Origin of the sequence: Meinhardsimonia xiamenensis (assembly GCF_900102905.1) — a bacterium.
GTDB lineage: Bacteria > Pseudomonadota > Alphaproteobacteria > Rhodobacterales > Rhodobacteraceae > Meinhardsimonia > Meinhardsimonia xiamenensis.
Genome location: NZ_FNFV01000001.1, coordinates 742,893 through 762,479 on the forward strand (window position 1 = coordinate 742,893; position 19,587 = coordinate 762,479).

Here is a 19,587-nt window from a genome sequence, read left to right on the forward strand (position 1 = left end):
GATGGACAGGATCGAAGCGCTCGATGCGCGCGCCCGCGAGATCATGCGCGGCAATGACATGGGCGGCTACACCATTCCCACCAAGGGGCTCTACCCCTTCCAGTGGAACTGGGATTCGGCCTTTGCCGCCTGGGGCTTTTCCACCTTCGACCTGGACCGCGCCTGGACGGAGCTCGAGACGCTGTTCTCGGCGCAGTGGCCCGATGGCATGGTGCCCCACATCATCTTCCACCGCCCCGATCCGGGCTATTTTCCTGGCCCCGAGGTGTGGGGCACGCGCACCGATCCGCCGACCTCGGGCATCAGCCAGCCGCCGGTGGCGGCGATCCTTGCGCGCCGCATCCTCGCTGCCGACCCGGTGGCCGGGCGCGCGCGCATGAAGGCGCTCTGGCCGAAGATGCTGGCTTGGCACCGCTGGTGGCGCCGCTGTCGGTGCGGCCACGGGGTGGCGGCGGTCGCCCACCCCTGGGAATCGGGGCGCGACAACTGCACCGACTGGGATCCGGGCATGGCCCGCGTCGATGCCTCGGGGGTTGGCGAGTACACCCGCCGCGACACCGGCCATGTCGATGCCTCGATGCGGCCCGGAAAGCTCGACTACGACCGCTTCCTCGCCATCCTGCAATTCGGGCGCGACTGCGGATGGGACCAGCAGACGATCGTCGAACGCGGCCCCTTCCTGATGGCCGATCCGGCGATCACCTTCATCCTCATCCGCGCCCATCGCGACCTCGCCGCGCTGGGGCAGGAGCTTGGGGCGGACCCCGGCGAGATCGCCACGCTCGAGGGGTGGGCCGCCGATCTCGTCGCCGCGCTGCCGATGATCTGGCACAAAAAGCTCGGGGCGCATGTGGCGCGCGATCTCAGGAGCGGGGAGTTCGCCCCGGCGATTTCTTCCGGCGCCTTCCTTGCCTGGCTTGCCAACTGCGCCCGCGACGAGGCCGAGGCGCGGCTGATCGCGATCTGGGACCGGGTGCGCTTCGGCATACCCTCCTCCGACCCCGCCGCGCCAGGCTTCGAGTCGCGGCGCTACTGGCGCGGGCCGACATGGCCCGTGGTCAACGCGCTCATCGCCATCGGGATGAGGGACAGCGGCCGCGACGCGCTCGAGGCGAGGCTCAGGCGCGAGACGGCGGAGCTGATCGCCAATGGCGGCTTCTGGGAATATTTCGACCCGCTCGACGGCACGCCCTGCGGCGGCGACGCCTTCACCTGGACAGCCGCGATCTGGCTGACATGGGCGCGCGGCGGGCTCAACGGGGAGGGAGCGTGATGGGTTCGATCGAGCTGCGCGGGGCGGAAAAGTGGTTCGGCGAGGCGCAGGTCATCAAGGGCATCGACCTGACCATCGCCGACGGCGAGTTCGTGGTCTTTGTCGGTCCCTCGGGCTGCGGCAAGTCCACGCTTCTGCGCATGATCGGCGGACTTGAGGAAACCTCGCGCGGGCAGATCCTGATCGAAGGGCGCGACGTGACTGCCGAGCCTCCCTACAGGCGCGGGCTGACGATGGTGTTCCAGTCCTACGCGCTCTATCCGCACATGAGCGTGCGCGACAACATGGGCTTTGCTCTCAAGGCCGCCGGCCGCCCGCGCGCCGAGATCGAGGAGAAGGTGCGAAAGGCCGCCGAGATCCTGAGGCTCGAGCCCTATCTCGACCGGCGGCCGAAGGATCTCTCGGGCGGGCAGCGCCAGCGCGTGGCCATCGGCCGCTCGATCGTGCGCGAGCCGACGGCGTTTCTCTTCGACGAGCCGCTGTCCAACCTCGACGCGGCGCTGCGGGTGGAAATGCGGCTCGAGATCGCCAAGCTCCACCAGCGGCTCGGGGCGACGATGATCTACGTCACCCATGACCAGGTGGAGGCGATGACGCTTGCCGACCGCATCGTGGTGCTGGAGTTCGGCACCATCGCCCAGGTCGGCGCGCCGCGCGAGCTCTATGAGCGGCCAGCCAATCTGTTCGTGGCGCAGTTCATCGGCAGCCCGTCGATGAACATCCTGCCCTGCCGCACCGAGGAGGGGCGGTTTCATCTCGAAGGCGGCCGCGCCGGGGCCTTTGCCGGCAGCCGCCCGGCGGCACGGCTCGGCATCCGGCCCGAGCACATCACCCTCACCCGGCCCGGCGAGGGCTGGTTTGATGCGAAGGTGGATGTCCTCGAATATCTCGGTGCGGACAGCTTCGTGATCCTCGATGGCGGGCCCTTGGGCCAGATCACCGTGCGCTCGCACGGCGACGAGGCGGTGGGGCCTGGGGATGTGGTCGGGCTCGACTTTCCACCGGCGCGCATGCACTTCTTCGATGCCGGGGGGCTCAGGATCGAGCCGGTTCAGCAGCTGGCGTGACAGCCCCCGTGTTGGCGGTTGCTTGACAGCAGGCGAGCACGGCGCAAAGCATGCCCGCGAGTCGGGGCCCCGCGAGTCGGGGCGGAGTGCGCGGAAGGCGGGCGCCATGGGTCAGGGCATCAGCGTTGCTGTCGTGGGTGCCGGTATCGTTGGCGTCTCGACCGCCCTGTGGCTCCAGCGGGAAGGCCACCGCGTCACGCTGATCGACCGCGAGGGCCCTGCCGCCGGTGCGAGCTACGGCAATGGCGGCGTGCTGGCCTCCGCGGCGGTAGTTCCCGTGACGGTGCCGGGGCTTCTGGCCAAGGCGCCGCGCATGCTTCTCGACCCCAATCAGCCACTCTTTCTGCGCTGGCGCCATCTGCCGCGACTTGCGCCGTGGCTGTGGCGCTATCTGTCCCACGCCAATGCGCGGGAGACCCGGCGCATCGCGCGGGCCATTCACGGGGTCGTGGCCGACAGCCTTTCCGAGCATCTCGCGCTTGCCCGCGGCACTCTCGCCGAACGCTTCGTGGTGCCGTCGGATTATCTCTACGTCTATCGGTCGCGGCAGGAGTTCCGGGCCGATGCCTTCGGCTGGAGCCTGCGTGAAGAGCTTGGCTGGCAATGGGAGGAGCTCGAAGGCCCGGCCTTCCATGCTTATGATCCGGTCTTCTCCCGCGAGCTGGGCTTTGCGGTGCGCTTCGCCGGGCATGGGCACATCACCGATCCGGCTGCCTATCTGCGCGCGCTCGCCGCGCATTTTCAGACCGAGGGCGGGCGCGTCATCCGCGCCGAGGTCACCGACATCGCGCGCGAGGCGGGGCGGGTGACGGGCGTGCGCGCGGGCGGCGAGACGATCGCCGCCGAGGCGGTGGTGATCGCCGCCGGCGCCTGGTCCGGTGCGCTGACGCGAAGGCTGGGCCTGAACGTGCCGCTCGAGACCGAGCGCGGTTATCACCTCGAGCTGTGGGAGCCTTCCGCCATGCCGAGGGCGCCCGTGATGATCGCCGGTGGCAAGTTCGTGGTCACGCCAATGGAGGGGCGGCTGCGGCTCGCGGGGGTGGTCGAATTCGGTGGGCTGGCGGCCGGGCCGCGCCGCGCCCCCGTCGAGCTTCTGCGGCGCGGCGCGCGGGCGGCGATGCCGGGGCTGCGCTGGAAGGAGGAGCGCGTGTGGATGGGCCATCGCCCGACCACGGCCGACTCGATCCCCGTGATCGGCGAGGTGCCGGGCGTAGAGGGGGTCTGGCTGGGGTTCGGGCACCACCATATCGGGCTCACCGCCGGGCCGCGCACGGGGCGGCTTCTGGCGCAGATGATCTCGGGCCGAAAGCCCAACCTCGACGTCGCGCCCTATACGCCGGCACGCTTCGCGCGGCAGCGCCCATGAGCACGCCAGGCTCGCGGCCGTTTCGATCGTGGGGTGACAGTCGGCGCAACGCCCGCTATCACTCCATCCGTCCGGCCCCGTAGCTCAGCGGATAGAGCAACCGCCTCCTAAGCGGTGGGTCGCAGGTTCGACTCCTGCCGGGGCCGCCACCCCGTCTCTAGACCGGCAGGGCCGTGGTCTGGCAGACCGTGCGCAGGGAAAACGACGAATGCATCTGCGCCACGCCGGGAAGGCGGGCGAGATAGCGGCGATGGATGCGGGCGAAATCCTCCGTGTCGCGGACCGACAGCTTGAGCAGATAGTCGGCGCTGCCAGCGGTGAGGTGACATTCGAGCACATCCGGTATCAGCGCCACCTCCCGCTCGAAGGCGTCGAGAATGTCCTCCGTCTGGCCCGAGAGGGTGATCTCCACGAAAACGGTGGTCGGCCGCCCGAGCCTGCGCGGGTCGAGCAGCGCGACATAACCGGCGATCACCCCTGTCTGCTCGAGCCGCTGCACGCGCCTGTGACAGGCCGAGGGAGACAGGTGCACCCGCTCGGCAAGCTCGGCGTTCGAGATCCGGCCATGCCGTTGCAGAACGTTCAGGATTCTGCGGTCTATGGCGTCGAGTTCATGCATGGCGCAATTTCCGTGCGCAAATCATGGCCAATGCCGAACAATCTACGACAGCGCGCCAAGATTCCAAGCGGCATTGTCGATCACATTTCGCGCCGTCTCCGGCATGATCCCGTCATGCCGGATGGAGGAGAATGAACATGCTGATCGGCTGCCCCAAGGAGATCAAGCCGCAGGAATTTCGGGTCGGCATGACGCCCGACACCGTTCGCGAGGCGGTGCACCACGGCCACTCGGTTCTGGTCGAGACCGGCGCCGGCGAGGGAGCGGGCTTTGCCGACGCCGACTATGTGGATGCGGGGGGCGAAATCGTCGCCACCGCTGAGGAAGTGTTCGAGCGCGCCGAGCTCATCGTCAAGGTCAAGGAGCCGCAGCCGGTGGAGCGCAAGCGCCTCAGGGCGGGTCAGGTTCTCTTCACCTACCTGCATCTTGCCCCGGACCCGGAGCAGACGCGGGATCTCATCGCTTCGGGCGTGACGGCCATCGCCTACGAAACGGTGACCGATGCCCAGGGCGGACTTCCGCTTCTTGCTCCGATGAGCGAAGTGGCCGGAAAGCTGGCGCCGCAGATGGGGGCCTGGGCGCTCGAGAAGGTGAACGGTGGCCGGGGCGTGCTCCTTGGCGGCGTTCCCGGCGTCGCACCGGCGCGGGTGGTGGTGATCGGCGGCGGCGTGGTTGGCACGAATGCCGCCCGCGTCGCCGCGGGCATGGGCGCCGAAGTGACGGTGCTTGATCGCTCGATCCCGCGGCTGCGCCATCTGGACGAGGCCTTCGGTGGGCGGCTGCGCACCCGCCATTCCAACCGCGCCGTCACCGCCGAACTCGTGCAGACGGCAGATCTGGTCATCGGGGCCGTTCTCATTCCCGGCGCCGCCGCACCCAAGCTCGTCAGCCGCGCCCAGCTTGCCGACATGAAGCCGGGCGCCGTCCTGGTCGACGTCGCCATTGACCAGGGCGGCTGCTTCGAGACGTCACGCCCGACCACCCATGCCGACCCGATCTTCGTGGTGGACGGAATCGTGCACTACTGCGTGGCCAACATGCCCGGCGCCGTTCCGCGCACCTCGACCATCGCGCTCACCAACGCGACGCTGCCCTTCATCCTCGCGATCGCCGACAAGGGGTGGCGCAAGGCCTGCGAGGATGATCCGCACCTGCTCGACGGGCTCAACGTGCACGCCGGGCACCTGACCAACTACGAGGTCGGCAAGGCGCAGGGGCTCGATGTGCTCTCGCCCCAGCTTGCCCTGAAGAAGTAGGGATCAGCCCTTCTTGAGCGCGTCGCGGATGTCCAGAAGAACGTCGAGCTCGCTCGGCCCCTTCGGCGCGGGCTCGGCGGCCTCCTCCTTGGCCTCGACCGCGTCGCGAATGCGGTTGACGGTCTTCACGAGCAGGAACACCACCCAGGCGACGATGAGGAAATTGAGCACGGACATCAGGAAGGACCCATAGGCCAGCACCGATGCCCCGGCTTCGCGCGCTTCGGCAAGACTTGCTCCCTCCGGCACCGTGCCGGAAAGAACGAGGTAGTGATTGGTGAAATCGACACCGCCAAGGAACAGGCCGATGATCGGGTTGATCACGTCATCGACGAGGCTCTTGACGATGGCGGTAAAGGCGGCGCCGATGATGATACCGACGGCCATGTCCATGACATTGCCGCGCGATATGAACTTTCTGAACTCGCTGAGCATCTCCGCCCCTCCCTGTTCATTTCCGTTGCCGGCAGGCGCCTGCGAGCCGGGCAGGCCCTGAAGGCGTTCCGTCTCAGTCGCGGCCGGGCAGTCGGCCTGTCAGAACGTAAGTCAGGATCTGCACCACCTGCTCCGGCTCCCGTGCCACGGCAAGTGCGGCGGCGTCAACTTCCTTGAGCGCGTGCTGATGCTCCTCGGGGTGCAGCACGATCAGAGACTTGCCAAGCGCCGCCGCACAGCCCGCATCGAAGGCCGCGTTCCATTGGCGGTACTTCTCTCCGAAACGCACCACCACCACATCGGCATCCCGAATGCCCTTGCGCGTGCGAATGGCGTTGATCATCGCCCCCTTGTGATCGCGCCAGTAGGGATCGCTCTCCTCCCCCAGGATCGCCGCCCCGCAATCATCGGAAGCGGCGTGATCGGTCACCGGGCCGGAAAACTCCACATCAAGCCCCCGCGCGCCCTCGATAATCCGCGCGCGCCAGTCGGTGTGAATCTCGCCCGAGAGATAGACCTTCAGTGTCATGCCCCGCCCTTCTGTTCCTGCCCGCCAATCTCCGGCCCGCGCGCGAGCAGCGCGCGCACCTCTTCGTCGGTTGTCTGGCGGAAATCCTCATAATGCAACCCGACGGCATGAAACGGTTCGGGCACAGCGAGGCAAACCAGCCTGTCGACCAGAGGGCGAAGCTCGTGCAGCGTGTCGGCGGGCGCCACCGGCACGGCGAGCGTCACCGAGGCCGGGTTGCGCCGACGCACCGCCCGCAGCGCCGCCCGCATGGTGGCACCTGTCGCGATGCCATCGTCAATCACGATCACGTCCCGGCCCTCGACCGGGACCGGCGCGCGGTCGCCCAGATACAGCCGCCGCCGCTCCTCGATCTCGGCGAGCGCCCGTGCCACGGCAGGCGCCATGTCCTCCCTCGACAGCCCCATGAGGCGAAGGAGATCGTCGTTCCAGACCGCTTCGCGATCGGTGCCGTCCACCACGGCGCCAACGGCCAGTTCGGGGTTTCCCGGCGCACCGATCTTTCGGACGAGGAGCAGATCGAGAGGCGCCCCAAGCCGGTCGGCGACGGGGCGCGCCACGGGGACGCCGCCGCGCGGAAGCGCGAGGACAACCGGATCATTCCACGGCCCCTCGGCGGCCAGACGCTCGGCCAGAAGCTGGCCCGCCTCTTCACGGTCGGCAAATCGCTTCATGGCCGCCTCCATCATCCTGGGGGCAAATACCCCCGCCGGAGGCATGAATGCTAATGCCCCCCGTCAGCGGCGCAAGACACCGCCCGTGGCCTTGGCGACCTTTTCGACGATCTTCGCCGAGACGGCCTCTATCTCGGCTTCCGTCAATGTATGATCGCTGGGCTGCAGCCGCACGGTGATGGCGAGCGATTTCTTCGCCTCGCCAAGCGCCCCGCCGCGGAACTCGTCGAAGACGGAAACCGACTCGATCAGCGCCTTGTCCGCTCCGGCCGCCGCCGCGACAACCGCGGCCGCCTCCACGTCGGCGTCGACGACGAAGGCGAAGTCACGATCCACCGCCTGCAGATCGGAGGTGGCCAGCGCCGGGCGCGTCGCCCCCTTGCGCCGTGGCTCGGGTATGGCATCGAGCCAGACCGTGAAGGCCACCGCCGGACCCCTCACGTCAAGCGCCTGAAGCACCTTGGGGTGGAGCTCGCCGAAGACGCCCAGCTCCACCTTCGGTCCAAGGCAGATGCGGCCGTGACGGCCCGGATGCCACCACGCCGGGCCGCCACGCAGGATCTGCGTGCGCGCGGGCGCGCCGACCGCTTCGAGCACTGCCTCGATGTCGGCCTTGGCATCGAAGACATCCACTGCCCGGCGCGCACCGTGCGGGTCACGCGGGCCGGTGTGGCCGACGAGAAGCCCCGCCACCGCCATGCGTTCCTCGCCCGGCTCGCCGCCGGTGAAGACGGGGCCGACCTCGAAGAGTGCCAGATCGGCGAATCCGCGCGCCTGATTGCGCGCCGCCGCCTGCAGAAGCCCCGGCAGCAGATCGGGGCGCATGTGGCTCATCTCACTGGAGATGGGGTTCTCGATGCGGGTTTCGTCCCCGCCGCCCCCGAACATCTCGGCCGAGGCCTTGTCGATGAAGGAATAGGTGACGCATTCGTTGTAGCCAAGCGCGGCGACCTGCCGGCGGGCGGCAGTTGCACGCTTCTGCATCGGCGTCAGGATCGGCCGGGCCACACCCGGCTCGGGCCGCGCGAGCACCCGGCCCTGAAGCTTCGTCAGCGAGGCGATGCGGGCGACCTCTTCCACGAGATCGGCCTCGCCCTGGATGTCGGGCCGCCAGCTCGGCGGATGCGCCATGTCGCCTTCGAGCCGGAAGCCGAGCGCCTCGAGCGTTGCCCGCTGCACCTCGGCCGGGATCGACATGCCCACCAGCCGCTCGATGCGCTCGGGATCGAAGCGGTAGGCGCGATCGGTATCGATGGGCGCGCCATCGGCGACCACATCCGAGGGCTCGCCACCGCACAGCTCGAGGATCATGCGCGTGGCCACCTCGAGCCCGGGCAGGGTGAATTCGGGATCGACACCGCGCTCGAAGCGGTAGCGCGCGTCGGAGTTGATCTTCAGCCTGCGCCCGGTGGAGGCGATGGTGACCGGATCCCACCAGGCCGATTCCAGAAAGACGTTGACCGTCTCCTCGGTCACGCCGGTGTGCGCGCCGCCCATGATGCCGGCGATGCTCTCGGGGCCGGCATCGTCTGAGATCACCATCATGCCCGGCTCGAGCCGGTAGGTCTTCTCGTCAAGCGCCACGATTTCCTCGCCGCCCTTGGCGGGGTGGATGCGCAGATTGCCCTTGACGATGTCGGCATCGAAGACGTGCAGCGGGCGGTTGACGTCGTAGGTGAGGAAGTTGGTGATGTCGACGAGCGCCGAGATGGGCCTGAGACCGATCGCCTTCAGCCGGTCCTGAAGCCATTGCGGCGAAGGCCCGTTCTTCACGCCGCGGATCAGGCGGCCGGTGAAATGCGGGCAGCCCTTCTCCTTCAGCGCGGGGTCGATCTCAACCTTTATGGGACTCTCGAAGCGCCCTTCGACGGGCTTCACCTCGTAAGGCTTGAGCGTGCCGAGGCCGCGGGCGGCAAGATCACGGGCGATTCCGCGCACGCCAAGCGCGTCGGGCCGGTTGGGAGTGATGGCGATCTCGATCACCGGGTCGACCTTGGCCGGGTCATGCTCGGCCAGCCAGTCGACAAAGCGCATGCCGACGGGCGGCTCTCCGGGCAGCTCGATGATGCCGTCGTGCTCGTCGGAGAGTTCCATTTCCCGTTCCGAGCACATCATGCCGTGGCTCTCGATGCCGCGGATCTTGCCCACCTGAATGGTGGTGTCGATGCCGGGGATGTGGGTGCCGGGATGCGCCACCACCACGCGGATGCCCGCCCGCGCATTTGGCGCGCCGCAGATGATCTGCTTCACGCCCCGGTCGGTTTCCACCTTGCACACGCGCAGCCGGTCGGCGTCGGGGTGCTTTTCGGCCTCGAGCACCAGCCCGATGGTGAAGTCCTTGAGCCGCTCGGCGGGGTTGGTGACGCTCTCCACCTCGAGCCCGAGGTCGGTGAGCGTCTCGGCGATCTCCTCCACCGAGGCGGAGGTGTCGAGGTGATCCTTCAGCCAGGAGAGGGTGAATTTCATAGTGTAATTCCAAGCCTATTGCCAACTTCCTCTTTGAGGTAGGCCACCGCTAGTTCCCTCAACACCGACAGGCCGGCGCCTCCGACTATCGATGCAGCATCCTTGGTCTTTTTCCAAACGTTGTCAGAGCGGATCGCGTCTATGTAATCGTGACCTTGAGAGGTTAGGCGAAAGGTTCCATCCCCCACTTGGACTGCCAGCCCCTCATCGATCAAGAGCAGGACATGATATTGCTTCCGCCGTTCTTCAGGCGGCGCAGCTTGATACATGCCGGGGATCAAGTGAAGCCACTCATCGCTACCCTCGTACTCGAGGAGTAGCTCGCGTATCAAATCATCGTCTCGTCTCACCGGCTCAGCCCCCCGTGCAGCGTCGGGACGTCGAGCGCGGCGAAGCCGTAGTGGCGCAGCCAGCGCAGGTCGGAATCGAAGAAGGCGCGCAGGTCGGGGATGCCGTATTTCAGCATCGCCAGCCGGTCGATGCCGATGCCGAAGGCAAAGCCCTGCCACTCATCGGGATCAACGCCCGCGTTCCTGAGCACCTTCGGGTGCACCATGCCCGAGCCGAGGATCTCCATCCAGTCATCGCCCTCGCCGACCTTCAGCGTGCCGCCCTCCCAGGAGCAGCGCAGATCGACCTCCGCCGAGGGCTCGGTGAACGGGAAGTGCGAGGCGCGGAACCTGAGCTCCACGTGATCGACCTCGAAGAAGGCGCGGCAGAACTCCTCGAGCACCCACTTGAGGTTGGCCATGGAGATGTCGCGGTCGATCGCCAGCCCCTCGAGCTGGTGGAACATCGGCGTGTGGGTCTGGTCGTAATCGGCGCGGTAGACGCGGCCGGGCGCGATCACGCGGATCGGGGCGCCATGCGCCTCCATCGCGCGGATCTGCACCGGCGAGGTGTGGGTGCGCAGCACATGCGGCGGGCGGTCGTCGCCGGCCGCGCGGTGCATGTAAAAGGTGTCCATCTCCGTCCGCGTCGGATGCTCGGGCGGGATGTTGAGCGCGTCGAAGTTGTACCAGTCGGATTCGATCTGCGGCCCCTCGGCCACGGAGAAGCCGAGATCGGCGAAGATCGCCACGATTTCCTCGGTGACCTGGCTGATGGGGTGGATCGTGCCCTTGCGGCGCGGCCGGGCGGGCAGGGTGACGTCGAGCCACTCGCTCTTCAGCCGCTCCTCGAGCGCGGCGTCAGCCAGCGCGGCCCGGCGCGCGGCGAGGGCGGCGTTGATCTCGTCCTTGAGCGCGTTGAGCGCCGGCCCCATCACCTTGCGCTCCTCCGGGCTCATCTTGCCCAGCTCGCGCATCTTCAGGCTGATCTCGCCCTTCTTGCCCAAGGCCTCGATCCGGATCGCTTCAAGCGCCGCTTCATCGGCGGCATTGGCGATGGCCTCGAGGTATTTCTGGCGAAGCTCGTCCATACCCGAACCCCCTGCAACGGTCGGATGTCTGCTAGCGGGGCGCCCCGGCGAATGCAAGCAAGCCCGGCGCAGACGGAAGGCGGAAACGAAAAGGGCCGCGGTGCGTGCCGCGGCCCTATTGCATCCGGCAGGTGCCGATCAGGCGAGCGCGGCCTTCGCCTTCTCGACGATGGCGCCGAAAGCGGCGGGCTCGCGTACGGCGAGATCGGCCAGAACCTTGCGGTCAACCTCGATGCCGGCCTTGCTCAGGCCGTTGATGAAGCGCGAGTAGGTCAGGCCCTCGTCATGGGCGCGCACGGCGGCGTTGATCCGCTGGATCCAGAGCGCGCGGAAATTGCGCTTGCGCTGCTTGCGGTCGCGCGTGGCATACTGGTTGGCCTTGTCAACGGCCTGGCGGGCGACCTTGAAGGTATTCTTGCGGCGGCCGTAGTACCCCTTGGCGGCCTTGATCACCTTCTTGTGGCGGGCGTGGGTGGTGGTTCCACCTTTCACTCGGGACATTGGGCGGCCTCCTCAGCGGTCGTATGGCATGTAGGACTTCACGATCTTCTCGTCAGGCTTGGAGAGGACCGTGGTGCCGCGGGCATTGCGGATGAACTTGTTGGTGCGCTTGATCATGCCGTGCCGCTTGCCGGCCTGGGCCGATTTCACCCGGCCGGTGGCCGTCATCTTGAAGCGCTTCTTGGCGCTCGACTTGGTCTTGAGCTTGGGCATTTCCGTCTCCTCTTGCGGGCGGTATTCCGCGCGCCTCGGCATGCCGCTCGGGCCGGACGCGCGCCACGAGCCCGGGCCTATACGCCCAAGCCTTCCCGCTGGCAAGTGCCAATCCCGCCCGCGCGCGGCAAACACTAGCCGAACTGGTTCCTCGCCCAGGCAATCACGCGGATGAAGGCATGGGCAATCCCGTCGAGGTCATAGACTTCCGGCTGCCGGGAGACCGCAAGCCCGACGAGGCCCGCCCCCACCAGAAGCGCGAAAAGCGCCGGCCAGGGCCGGCGCCGGTCGGCCAAGGCGCCGAGCAGCGCCGACAGCGCAAAGCCGCCCAGCACGATGCCGATCACGATGTACAGGTCATGGGTCAGCGTGGGCTCCATGGCCCAGCCTTAACCTACTCCGGCTCGGCGCGGTAGATCAGCCGTTCGTCACAAGGGGCGACGCGGACGATGTTGGTGGTGCCGGGCTGGTTGAAGGGCACACCGGCGGTGACGACGATCTGATCGGTGGGCTCGGCGAAGCCCTCGCCGGTGGCTGCGCGCACCGCACGCACCACCGCCTGCTTGAAGCGGCCGAGCTCTTCGCTCATGACGCAGTAAATGGCCCAGGTGAGGGTGAGCCGCCGCGCCACCGCGCGCCGAGAGGTCATGGCGATGATCGGCACGCGCGGGCGCTCGCGCGCGACCAGCGCCGCCGTGGTGCCCGATTCGGTGAAGCAGCAGATCGCCTTGACATCGGTCGTCTCGGCGATCTCGCGAGCGGCGGAGACGATGGCATCGGCCACGCTTTCCCGCTGCGCCCGACGCGAGGCCTCGATCACCTCACGATAGGTGGGGTCGCTTTCGACTTCGAGCGCCACATTGTGCATTGTCCGAACGGCTTCCACCGGATAAGCGCCGGCCGCCGATTCGGCCGAGAGCATCACCGCATCCGCTCCCTCATAGATCGCCGTGGCCACGTCAGAAACCTCGGCGCGGGTGGGCACCGGCGATTCGATCATGCTCTCGAGCATCTGGGTGGCGACGATCACCGGCTTGGCCGCTGCCCGGGTCGCGCGCACCAGCCGCTTCTGGATGGGCGGCACGTTCTGCACCGGAAGTTCAACACCAAGGTCGCCGCGGGCGATCATGATGCCGTCGGCCACGGCGAGGATGTCGGAAAACGCCCGCACCGCGGCGGGCTTCTCGATCTTGGCCATCACCGCCGCGCGGCCACGCGCCAGCGCCTTGGCCTCGATCACGTCTTCGGGGCGCTGAACGAAGCTGAGCGCCAGCCAATCGACGCCGAGTTCGCAGACGAATTCAAGATCGGCGCGGTCCTTTTCGCTCAGCGCGGCGAGCGGCAGGACCACATCGGGCACGTTCACGCCCTTGCGGTCGGAGATGGTGCCCCCGACGACGACGATGCACTCGGCGTGCTCCGGGCCGCATTCCTCCACCCGCAGGCGGATCTTGCCATCGTTGACGAGAAGCGTTGCGCCGGGCTCGAGCGCGGCGAAGATCTCGGGGTGAGGCAGCTGAACGCGGCGGGAATCGCCGGGCGCGTCCTCGAGGTCGAGGCGGAAGCGCTGCCCCTCCTCAAGTTCCTCCTCCCCTCTGGCGAAACGTCCGACGCGCAGCTTCGGCCCCTGCAGGTCGGCCAGAATGCCGATCGGGCGGCCGGTGTCTTCCTCGATCTGGCGGATGATCGCGTGGCGGCTGCGGATCTCCTCATGGCTGCCATGGCTCATGTTCAGGCGGAACACATCCGCACCGGCCTCGAACAGGGCGCGGATCATCTCGTAGTCGCTCGACGCCGGTCCCAGCGTGGCGACGATCTTGACATTGCGCTGGCGTCTCATTGGCGGACGGCCCTTCTTGTGACGGGATGGACGGGTCGAAGGACCCGGTTAGCGATAACGGAACCGCCGCGCTTATGGACGAATTGGCGCCCTGCCGCAACTGGCGCTTGGCGGCGCGCTCGCGTATCGGATGGCGCCATGACAGAGATTCGCGGGCATGAAGTGAGCGGTGAGGAAGCCGGAGTGGAGCCACCCTTCCGCCTCATTGGCGAGGGGTTGCCGGGGCGCTGGACGATCACCTGTGACCACGCGTCCAACAATGTGCCGAGCTTCATCAACGGCGGCACGCTTGGGCTGCCCCGGCTGGAGATGGAGCGCCACATTGCATATGACATCGGTGCCGAAGGCGTTGCGCGGCACCTTTCGGAGTTGCTCGGCGCGCCTGCCGTGCTCTCGACGTTTTCGCGGCTCGTCATCGACCCCAACCGCGGCGAGGACGACCCCACGCTCATCATGCAGCTCTATGACGGAACGGTCATTCCCGGAAACCGTCATCTCGACGCGGCGGAGCGGGAGCGGCGCATGGCGCGGCTCTACCGGCCCTATCACGACGCGCTCGAGGCGCTGGCCTCCCGCCGCCATGACAGCGTGATACTCGCGGTGCACAGCTTCACGCCCCGCCTGCGCGGGCGTGAGCCGCGGCCTTGGCATGTGGGCATCCTCTTTGGCCACGACGACCGGCTCGCGCGCCCGCTGATCGCCCGGCTCAGAGCCGAGGGCGACCTGTGCGTGGGCGAGAACGAGCCATATGCGGGCTACCTCGAGGGCGACTCGATTGACCGTCATGCGTTGAGGAAGGGACGGCCGAATGCGCTCATCGAGATCCGGCATGATCTCATCGACACGCCCGAGGCCCAGCGGCGCTGGGCAGAGCGGCTGGCGCCGATTCTCTCGGCGGCGCTTGCGGATGCGGGTGTGTAACGGCGTTTGACGCCGGGGCGATCGCGCGCCACTTTCGGGGCGTGAAATGAGGGAGGCCAGCATGGAGATTGACGAGCGCACGCGCATCGAGATCGAGGCGGCGGCCTTCCGTCGGTTGCGCAAGCACCTGATGGAAGACCGACGGGACGTGCAGAACATCGACCTGATGAACCTTGCCGGCTTCTGCCGCAACTGCCTCAGCCGCTGGTATCAGGAGGCAGCGGCCGAGCGCGGCATCGCCCTGAGCAAGGAGGAGGCGCGCGAGATCTACTACGGCATGCCCTATGACGAGTGGAAGGCGCGCTATCAGACCGATGCCACGCCGGAGCAGCAGGCGGCCTTCAAGGTGGCCTTTGCCGAGAACGTCGGCAAGGAGCAAGGCTGAGGCGCGGCATCGGCCCTGAGGGGCGTGGGGGCGGAGGAAAGGGCTCCGCCCCCGTTCGTGTCAGGCGCCGATCGCGACCGCGCGCACGTCCTCGTCGATGTGATCGGCGTACTGGTGGAAGTTCTCCGCGAACATGGACACGAGCTTTCTGGCCTGGGCGTCGTATGCCTCCTGGTCGGCCCATGTGCGGCGCGGGTCGAGCAGCACCGGCGCGACGCCCGGAACGGCCACGGGCACCTCGAAGCCGAAGTTCGGATCCTTGCGGAAATCGGCGTTGTTGAGCGAGCCATCGAGCGCTGCGGCGAGCAGCGCGCGCGTGGCCTTGATCGGCATGCGCGAGCCCACGCCATAGGCGCCGCCCGTCCAGCCGGTGTTGACCAGCCAGCAGGACGAGCCGTGGTGCGCGATCTTCTCGCGAAGAAGCTGGCCGTAGACCTCCGGCCGGCGCGGCATGAAGGGCGCGCCGAAGCAGGTGGAGAAGGTGGGCTCCGGTTCGGTCACGCCGCGCTCGGTGCCGGCCACCTTGGAGGTGAAGCCCGACAGGAAGTGATACATCGCCTGGGCCGGGTTCAGGCGCGCGATCGGCGGCAGCACGCCGAAGGCATCGCAGGTGAGCATGACGATGTTCTTGGGATGCCCGCCAAGCCCGGTGGGCGAGGCATTGGAGATATAGTCGAGCGGGTAGGCGCAACGCATGTTCGCCGTGATCGAGTCGTCGTCGAAATCGAGGGTGCGATCCTCTTCATCGAAGACCATGTTCTCGATCACCGTGGCGAAGCGGTGAGTGGTACCATAGATTTCGGGCTCGGCCTCGGGCGAGAGGTTGATGGTCTTGGCATAGCAGCCCCCCTCGAAGTTGAAGATGCCCGTTTCCGACCAGCCATGCTCGTCATCGCCGATCAGAACCCGGTCCGGATCGGCCGAAAGCGTCGTCTTTCCGGTGCCGGAGAGACCGAAGAACACGGCCGAGTCGACCGGGTTGCCCAGGGCGTGGTTGGCCGAGCAGTGCATCGGCATCACACCCTTCTCGGGCAGCAGGTAGTTCATCAGGGTGAACACCGCCTTCTTGTTCTCGCCGGCATAGGCGGTGCCGCCGATCAGCACCAGCTTGCGGTCGAAGTTGAGCGCGATCACCGTTTCCGAGCGGCAGCCGTGGCGCGCGGGATCGGCCTTGAAGCTCGGGCAGTTTATGATGGTGAAGTCGGCCACGAAGTCGGCGAGCTCGGCGCGGCTCGGGCGCCGCAGAAGATGGCGGATGAACAGCGCATGCCAGGCCAGCTCGGTGATCACGCGCACATCGAGACGGTGATCGGGATCGGCCCCGGCGTAGAGATCCTGCACGAAGACCTCGCGGCCCTGCATGTGGGCCAGCATGTCGGCGTGCAGCCGGTCGAACGCCTCCGGCGCCATCGGCGCGTTGTTCTCCCACCAGATCGTGTCTTCGACCGAGGGCGTGCGGACGACGAACTTGTCCTTCGGCGAGCGGCCGGTGTGCTGGCCGGTGGTCACGAGCATCGTGCCGCCGCGCCCCAAGTGGCCTTCCCCACGCCTGATCGCCTCCTCGACGAGGGCCGGCTCGAGAAGGTTGTAATAGGCGCGGGCCACTCCGGTGATGCCCTGATCCTCCAGTCGCCAGTTCTCGTTGCAACGCCCGTCGCGCATGCTCCCGCTCCTCACGATACTCTTCCTCCGGCGGTTTGCCGTGTTGCCGTATAACACAATGATTTTTCACAGATACAGCTCTTGGGAAGGGCGTTAGCGCAACCATCGGCGACGTTAGCGCAACCGGTTTGGCGCGAAATGTCGCAGCGTCACGGCGACAGCCCGAAACTGAGGCAAATTAGCCATTGGTTCGGAATTTTCGCGTCCCATACGGGGCGTGGAGCCGTGTGATTCGCAGTTCGATGTTGATTCGCCGGGTCCAAATGGCAACAATGCGGGAAAAACAGGCAGGCAGAGCAGAAAAGGAAATTCCCATGTCGCGGATCGCGCTCGTCGATGACGACAGGAACATCCTGACGTCCGTTTCGATGACTCTCGAGGCGGAGGGCTTCGAGGTCGAGACCTACAACGACGGCCAGACGGCTCTCGACGCCTTCAACCGGCGGCTGCCGGACATGGCCGTTCTCGACATCAAGATGCCCCGGATGGACGGCATGGACTTGCTGCAGCGGCTGCGGCAGAAGACGATGATGCCGGTCATCTTCCTCACTTCGAAGGATGACGAGATCGACGAGGTGCTCGGTCTGCGCATGGGCGCGGACGACTATGTGCGCAAGCCCTTCTCGCAGCGGCTGCTGGTCGAGCGCATCCGGGCGCTGCTGCGGCGGCAGGAGGCGTTGACCAAGGGCGACGCCGGCGAGAGCGAGGCCAACAAGGTCATGGTGCGCGGCAGCCTGACGATGGATCCCTTGCGCCACGCCGTGACATGGAAGGGCCATGATGTTTCCCTGACGGTGACCGAGTTCCTGCTTCTTCAGGCACTTGCGCAGCGGCCGGGATATGTGAAGAGCCGCGATCAGCTCATGGACGTGGCCTATGACGACCAGGTTTACGTGGACGATCGCACGATCGACAGCCACATCAAGCGTCTGCGCAAGAAGATGCGCGCCGTCGATCCGGACTTCTCCGCGATCGAGACGCTCTACGGCATCGGTTACCGTTACAACGAAGAGTAGGCGCCGGTGGTCTCCGTGTCCGGGTCTTCTGCGCCGGCAGAACGCCGGGAGCGGCAGGGCGATCTTGTCCTCGGAGAGGACTGGATCGCGATGCCGCGGGCCGATGATTCGGTCGAGAGCGAGGGCCGGACGCCGAGGATGCTGAGGTTCATCCGCTCGCCGCTGGCGCGGAAGATCGTCACCTTCAACCTGCTGGCGCTGGTCATTCTCGTGGCCGGGGTGCTGTACCTAAGCCCGGCGCGCGACAGCCTCGTGCAGCAGCGTGCGCGCGATCTCGTCGCCGAGGCCCGGCTTGCCGCCGACGTGTTCGAGGTGCGACTGCCCCGCAACGGGCCGGTGAGCCTTGCCGGCGGCGATGGGCTCGACCCGGCCGAGACCCTTGCTGCTCTCGATCTGCCGCCCGGCGTGACGGCGCGGCTCTACGACCCACGGGGCAACCTGGTCGTCCAGCGCGCGGGGCCGGCTCGCCCTGACCCTGTGGAGGGGCTGTCGCAGGAGGCGCCCCGCACCGTGCTGACGGACTTTCTCACCGGTGTGTGGCAGGCATTGTTCAGGCTTGTCGGCGCGACGCCGGCGCCGGATGCGCCTGCTGGTCAGGAGGCGCTCAGCGGCGAACTCGTGCAGCGCGCGGCGCAGGGGCGGGCCGTGGTGCGCGCGACGGAAGATGCCTCCGGCCGCACCATCTTTGCCGTGGCCGTGCCGATCCTGCAGGGCGATCGTGTCGTTGGGGTGCTGCAGCTCGTCTCCTCGGGAGAGGAGATCGACGCGCTGGTGCGCGCCGGCCGGGAACAGGTGCTGCAGGTGTTCGTGATCGCGCTGCTGGTCTCGGTCGGGCTTTCGCTGGTGCTCGCCTCGACCATCGCCAACCCGATTGCCGACCTCGCCGCCGCGGCTGAGGCGGGAGTCGACGGCAGTGTGCGGCGCAGACGTTCGCGGAAGGTGCGGATTCCCGATCTTTCCGGCCGGCCCGACGAGATCGGGCGGCTGTCGGCGGCGCTGAGAGGCATGGTCACCGCGCTCTACCAGCGCATCGAGTCGAACGAGCAGTTCGCGGCCGATGTGGCGCACGAGATCAAGAACCCGCTGGCCTCGCTGCGCTCGGCGATCGGCACGCTGCGCGTCACCCAGCGGGAGGATCAGCGTCAGCGCCTGCTGGAGGTAATCGAGCATGATGTGCGCCGGCTTGACAGGCTGGTCAGCGACATCTCCAACGCCTCCCGCCTCGACAGCGAGCTGGTCAAGGAGGAGGAGGAGCCCTTCGACCTTCTCAAGATGCTGGGCAACCTCACCGACTATCTCGGCAACGAGGCGCGCACCAAGGGCATCGAATTCATCACCGACATGCCGCCCGAGCCGATCATCATCCACGGGCTCGAGGCGCGGCTGGCGCAGGTATTCGTCAACCTCATCTCCAATGCGATCTCCTTCTGCCAGGAGGGCGATGCCATCCGCGTGTGGGCACGACGGCGTGAGGATCGCGTGCTCGTGGTGGTCGAGGATACCGGCCCCGGCATTCCCGAAGGCGCGCTCACCAAGATCTTCGAGCGCTTCTACTCGGAGCGTCCGGAAGGCCAGTTCGGCAACAATTCGGGCCTTGGGCTTGCGATCTCGAAGCAGATCGTCGAGGCCCACGGCGGCGTGATCTGGGCCGAGAACATCCGCCCCACCGATGCCGATGTCACTTCCGAGCCCCTGGGCGCGCGCTTCGTCGTCGGCCTGCCCCTCTGAGGCTTGCGACCGACGCGGCCCCGCCGCAACATTGCGCGGCCGGGTCCGGTGTGTCGGGCGCGGCGCTGCCGGGTGGGCCGGGCAAGAGGGCCGGGCTGCCCGCGGCGCCGTCTCGCGTGCCGGCAGCGGTGTTCTCCGGCCGTGAGGCGCGGCGGGCCGCATGACAGGTGGTGGCGAGATCATCCGCGCGGGGAACACCGGCGCGGGGGCAGGATG

The 19,587-nt window shown here is 67.4% G+C and carries 20 protein-coding genes and 1 tRNA gene; 9 read left to right on the top strand and 12 right to left on the bottom strand.

The window, feature by feature from the left end; translation table 11 throughout:
- The first annotated feature begins 1 nt into the window (after nucleotide 1).
- The 4 genes from BLQ14_RS03585 to BLQ14_RS03600 all read left to right on the top strand — a co-directional run bounded on the left by BLQ14_RS03585 (nucleotide 2) and on the right by BLQ14_RS03600 (nucleotide 3,855).
- Nucleotides 2-1,273, top strand: coding sequence for an MGH1-like glycoside hydrolase domain-containing protein (locus BLQ14_RS03585; RefSeq protein ID WP_245656900.1), 1,272 nt, complete (start codon nucleotides 2-4; stop codon nucleotides 1,271-1,273).
- Nucleotides 1,273-2,340, top strand: coding sequence for an ABC transporter ATP-binding protein (locus BLQ14_RS03590; protein ID WP_092498168.1), 1,068 nt, complete (start codon nucleotides 1,273-1,275; stop codon nucleotides 2,338-2,340). Before BLQ14_RS03585 ends, BLQ14_RS03590 begins: the two co-directional genes overlap by 1 nt.
- A gap of 106 nt (nucleotides 2,341-2,446) precedes the next feature.
- The gene (locus BLQ14_RS03595) at nucleotides 2,447-3,706 is read left to right on the top strand and encodes an NAD(P)/FAD-dependent oxidoreductase (RefSeq protein ID WP_092498170.1); all 1,260 of its coding nucleotides are present in this window, start codon (nucleotides 2,447-2,449) and stop codon (nucleotides 3,704-3,706) included.
- 73 nt (nucleotides 3,707-3,779) lie between these two features.
- Nucleotides 3,780-3,855, top strand: a tRNA-Arg gene (locus BLQ14_RS03600).
- Nucleotides 3,856-3,863: 8 nt separating this feature from the next.
- Here the strand turns inward: BLQ14_RS03600 and BLQ14_RS03605 are convergent.
- Nucleotides 3,864-4,325 carry an Lrp/AsnC family transcriptional regulator gene (locus tag BLQ14_RS03605; protein ID WP_092498172.1) on the bottom strand — a complete coding sequence of 154 codons (462 nt, stop codon included), beginning with the start codon at nucleotides 4,323-4,325 and terminating at the stop codon, nucleotides 3,864-3,866.
- Nucleotides 4,326-4,462: 137 nt separating this feature from the next.
- On the opposite strand from BLQ14_RS03605, the gene ald reads away from it, so the two are divergent.
- Complete coding sequence (ald, locus tag BLQ14_RS03610; RefSeq protein WP_092498417.1) at nucleotides 4,463-5,581, top strand: alanine dehydrogenase; 1,119 nt, start codon at nucleotides 4,463-4,465, stop codon at nucleotides 5,579-5,581.
- A gap of 3 nt (nucleotides 5,582-5,584) precedes the next feature.
- On the opposite strand, the gene mscL is transcribed toward ald, so the two are convergent.
- From mscL to pyk, 10 genes are all read right to left on the bottom strand, one after another.
- Nucleotides 5,585-6,016: a large conductance mechanosensitive channel protein MscL gene (gene mscL, locus BLQ14_RS03615; RefSeq protein WP_092498174.1), complete on the bottom strand. Its 432-nt coding sequence runs from the start codon at nucleotides 6,014-6,016 to the stop codon at nucleotides 5,585-5,587.
- A 73-nt stretch (nucleotides 6,017-6,089) separates the two neighbouring features.
- The gene (locus BLQ14_RS03620; RefSeq protein ID WP_092498176.1) at nucleotides 6,090-6,545 is read right to left on the bottom strand and encodes a YtoQ family protein; all 456 of its coding nucleotides are present in this window, start codon (nucleotides 6,543-6,545) and stop codon (nucleotides 6,090-6,092) included.
- A complete protein-coding gene (locus tag BLQ14_RS03625) occupies nucleotides 6,542-7,219 on the bottom strand; it encodes a phosphoribosyltransferase (RefSeq protein ID WP_092498419.1) in 678 nt (225 codons plus the stop codon). Before BLQ14_RS03625 ends, BLQ14_RS03620 begins: the two co-directional genes overlap by 4 nt.
- 63 nt (nucleotides 7,220-7,282) lie before the next feature.
- Entirely contained in the window at nucleotides 7,283-9,685 is a 2,403-nt protein-coding gene (pheT, locus tag BLQ14_RS03630) for a phenylalanine--tRNA ligase subunit beta (RefSeq protein WP_092498178.1), read from the bottom strand.
- Nucleotides 9,682-10,035 carry a DUF2513 domain-containing protein gene (locus BLQ14_RS03635; protein ID WP_092498180.1) on the bottom strand — a complete coding sequence of 118 codons (354 nt, stop codon included), beginning with the start codon at nucleotides 10,033-10,035 and terminating at the stop codon, nucleotides 9,682-9,684. Before BLQ14_RS03635 ends, pheT begins: the two co-directional genes overlap by 4 nt.
- Nucleotides 10,032-11,105 (bottom strand): phenylalanine--tRNA ligase subunit alpha, encoded by a 1,074-nt coding sequence (gene pheS, locus BLQ14_RS03640; protein WP_092498182.1) that lies wholly within the window; start codon nucleotides 11,103-11,105, stop codon nucleotides 10,032-10,034. The genes BLQ14_RS03635 and pheS overlap by 4 nt, the downstream gene beginning before the upstream one ends.
- A gap of 138 nt (nucleotides 11,106-11,243) precedes the next feature.
- On the bottom strand, nucleotides 11,244-11,606 hold the full coding sequence (gene rplT, locus BLQ14_RS03645; protein ID WP_092498184.1) for a 50S ribosomal protein L20: 363 nt from the start codon (nucleotides 11,604-11,606) through the stop codon (nucleotides 11,244-11,246).
- A gap of 12 nt (nucleotides 11,607-11,618) precedes the next feature.
- Entirely contained in the window at nucleotides 11,619-11,819 is a 201-nt protein-coding gene (rpmI, locus tag BLQ14_RS03650) for a 50S ribosomal protein L35 (protein ID WP_092498186.1), read from the bottom strand.
- A gap of 134 nt (nucleotides 11,820-11,953) precedes the next feature.
- The gene (locus BLQ14_RS03655; RefSeq protein ID WP_092498188.1) at nucleotides 11,954-12,199 is read right to left on the bottom strand and encodes a hypothetical protein; all 246 of its coding nucleotides are present in this window, start codon (nucleotides 12,197-12,199) and stop codon (nucleotides 11,954-11,956) included.
- A gap of 14 nt (nucleotides 12,200-12,213) precedes the next feature.
- Nucleotides 12,214-13,659, bottom strand: coding sequence for a pyruvate kinase (gene pyk, locus BLQ14_RS03660; RefSeq protein WP_092498190.1), 1,446 nt, complete (start codon nucleotides 13,657-13,659; stop codon nucleotides 12,214-12,216).
- Nucleotides 13,660-13,797: 138 nt separating this feature from the next.
- Here pyk and BLQ14_RS03665 point away from each other — a divergent pair, with 138 nt between their 5' ends.
- Together BLQ14_RS03665 and BLQ14_RS03670 are read left to right on the top strand one after the other, a co-directional pair.
- A complete protein-coding gene (locus BLQ14_RS03665; RefSeq protein ID WP_092498192.1) occupies nucleotides 13,798-14,580 on the top strand; it encodes an N-formylglutamate amidohydrolase in 783 nt (260 codons plus the stop codon).
- Between the two features lie 67 nt (nucleotides 14,581-14,647).
- The gene (locus BLQ14_RS03670) at nucleotides 14,648-14,965 is read left to right on the top strand and encodes a DUF1244 domain-containing protein (protein ID WP_092498421.1); all 318 of its coding nucleotides are present in this window, start codon (nucleotides 14,648-14,650) and stop codon (nucleotides 14,963-14,965) included.
- 60 nt (nucleotides 14,966-15,025) lie between these two features.
- On the opposite strand, the gene BLQ14_RS03675 is transcribed toward BLQ14_RS03670, so the two are convergent.
- Complete coding sequence (locus BLQ14_RS03675) at nucleotides 15,026-16,627, bottom strand: phosphoenolpyruvate carboxykinase (protein ID WP_092498194.1); 1,602 nt, start codon at nucleotides 16,625-16,627, stop codon at nucleotides 15,026-15,028.
- A gap of 314 nt (nucleotides 16,628-16,941) precedes the next feature.
- Between BLQ14_RS03675 and BLQ14_RS03680 the strand changes: the two genes are divergently transcribed.
- Together BLQ14_RS03680 and BLQ14_RS03685 are read left to right on the top strand one after the other, a co-directional pair.
- Nucleotides 16,942-17,643, top strand: coding sequence for a response regulator transcription factor (locus BLQ14_RS03680; protein WP_092498196.1), 702 nt, complete (start codon nucleotides 16,942-16,944; stop codon nucleotides 17,641-17,643).
- A 90-nt stretch (nucleotides 17,644-17,733) separates the two neighbouring features.
- Nucleotides 17,734-19,371, top strand: coding sequence for an ATP-binding protein (locus BLQ14_RS03685; RefSeq protein ID WP_092498198.1), 1,638 nt, complete (start codon nucleotides 17,734-17,736; stop codon nucleotides 19,369-19,371).
- The last annotated feature ends 216 nt before the right edge of the window (nucleotides 19,372-19,587 follow it).

What these genes read in the sequence shown, in the direction of transcription:
- BLQ14_RS03595 (WP_092498170.1), top strand. Translation starts at nt 2,447, where the DNA reads ATGGGTCAGGGCATCAGCGTTGCTGTCGTGGGTGCCGGTATCGTTGGC.
- BLQ14_RS03590 (WP_092498168.1), top strand. Translation starts at nt 1,273, where the DNA reads ATGGGTTCGATCGAGCTGCGCGGGGCGGAAAAGTGGTTCGGCGAGGCG.
- BLQ14_RS03675 (WP_092498194.1), bottom strand. Translation starts at nt 16,627, where the DNA reads ATGCGCGACGGGCGTTGCAACGAGAACTGGCGACTGGAGGATCAGGGC.
- pheS (WP_092498182.1), bottom strand. Translation starts at nt 11,105, where the DNA reads ATGGACGAGCTTCGCCAGAAATACCTCGAGGCCATCGCCAATGCCGCC.
- BLQ14_RS03585 (WP_245656900.1), top strand. Translation starts at nt 2, where the DNA reads ATGGACAGGATCGAAGCGCTCGATGCGCGCGCCCGCGAGATCATGCGC.
- BLQ14_RS03685 (WP_092498198.1), top strand. Translation starts at nt 17,734, where the DNA reads ATGCCGCGGGCCGATGATTCGGTCGAGAGCGAGGGCCGGACGCCGAGG.
- rplT (WP_092498184.1), bottom strand. Translation starts at nt 11,606, where the DNA reads ATGTCCCGAGTGAAAGGTGGAACCACCACCCACGCCCGCCACAAGAAG.
- mscL (WP_092498174.1), bottom strand. Translation starts at nt 6,016, where the DNA reads ATGCTCAGCGAGTTCAGAAAGTTCATATCGCGCGGCAATGTCATGGAC.
- BLQ14_RS03625 (WP_092498419.1), bottom strand. Translation starts at nt 7,219, where the DNA reads ATGAAGCGATTTGCCGACCGTGAAGAGGCGGGCCAGCTTCTGGCCGAG.
- BLQ14_RS03620 (WP_092498176.1), bottom strand. Translation starts at nt 6,545, where the DNA reads ATGACACTGAAGGTCTATCTCTCGGGCGAGATTCACACCGACTGGCGC.
- BLQ14_RS03680 (WP_092498196.1), top strand. Translation starts at nt 16,942, where the DNA reads ATGTCGCGGATCGCGCTCGTCGATGACGACAGGAACATCCTGACGTCC.
- ald (WP_092498417.1), top strand. Translation starts at nt 4,463, where the DNA reads ATGCTGATCGGCTGCCCCAAGGAGATCAAGCCGCAGGAATTTCGGGTC.
- BLQ14_RS03655 (WP_092498188.1), bottom strand. Translation starts at nt 12,199, where the DNA reads ATGGAGCCCACGCTGACCCATGACCTGTACATCGTGATCGGCATCGTG.
- pheT (WP_092498178.1), bottom strand. Translation starts at nt 9,685, where the DNA reads ATGAAATTCACCCTCTCCTGGCTGAAGGATCACCTCGACACCTCCGCC.
- BLQ14_RS03605 (WP_092498172.1), bottom strand. Translation starts at nt 4,325, where the DNA reads ATGCATGAACTCGACGCCATAGACCGCAGAATCCTGAACGTTCTGCAA.
- pyk (WP_092498190.1), bottom strand. Translation starts at nt 13,659, where the DNA reads ATGAGACGCCAGCGCAATGTCAAGATCGTCGCCACGCTGGGACCGGCG.
- BLQ14_RS03665 (WP_092498192.1), top strand. Translation starts at nt 13,798, where the DNA reads ATGACAGAGATTCGCGGGCATGAAGTGAGCGGTGAGGAAGCCGGAGTG.
- rpmI (WP_092498186.1), bottom strand. Translation starts at nt 11,819, where the DNA reads ATGCCCAAGCTCAAGACCAAGTCGAGCGCCAAGAAGCGCTTCAAGATG.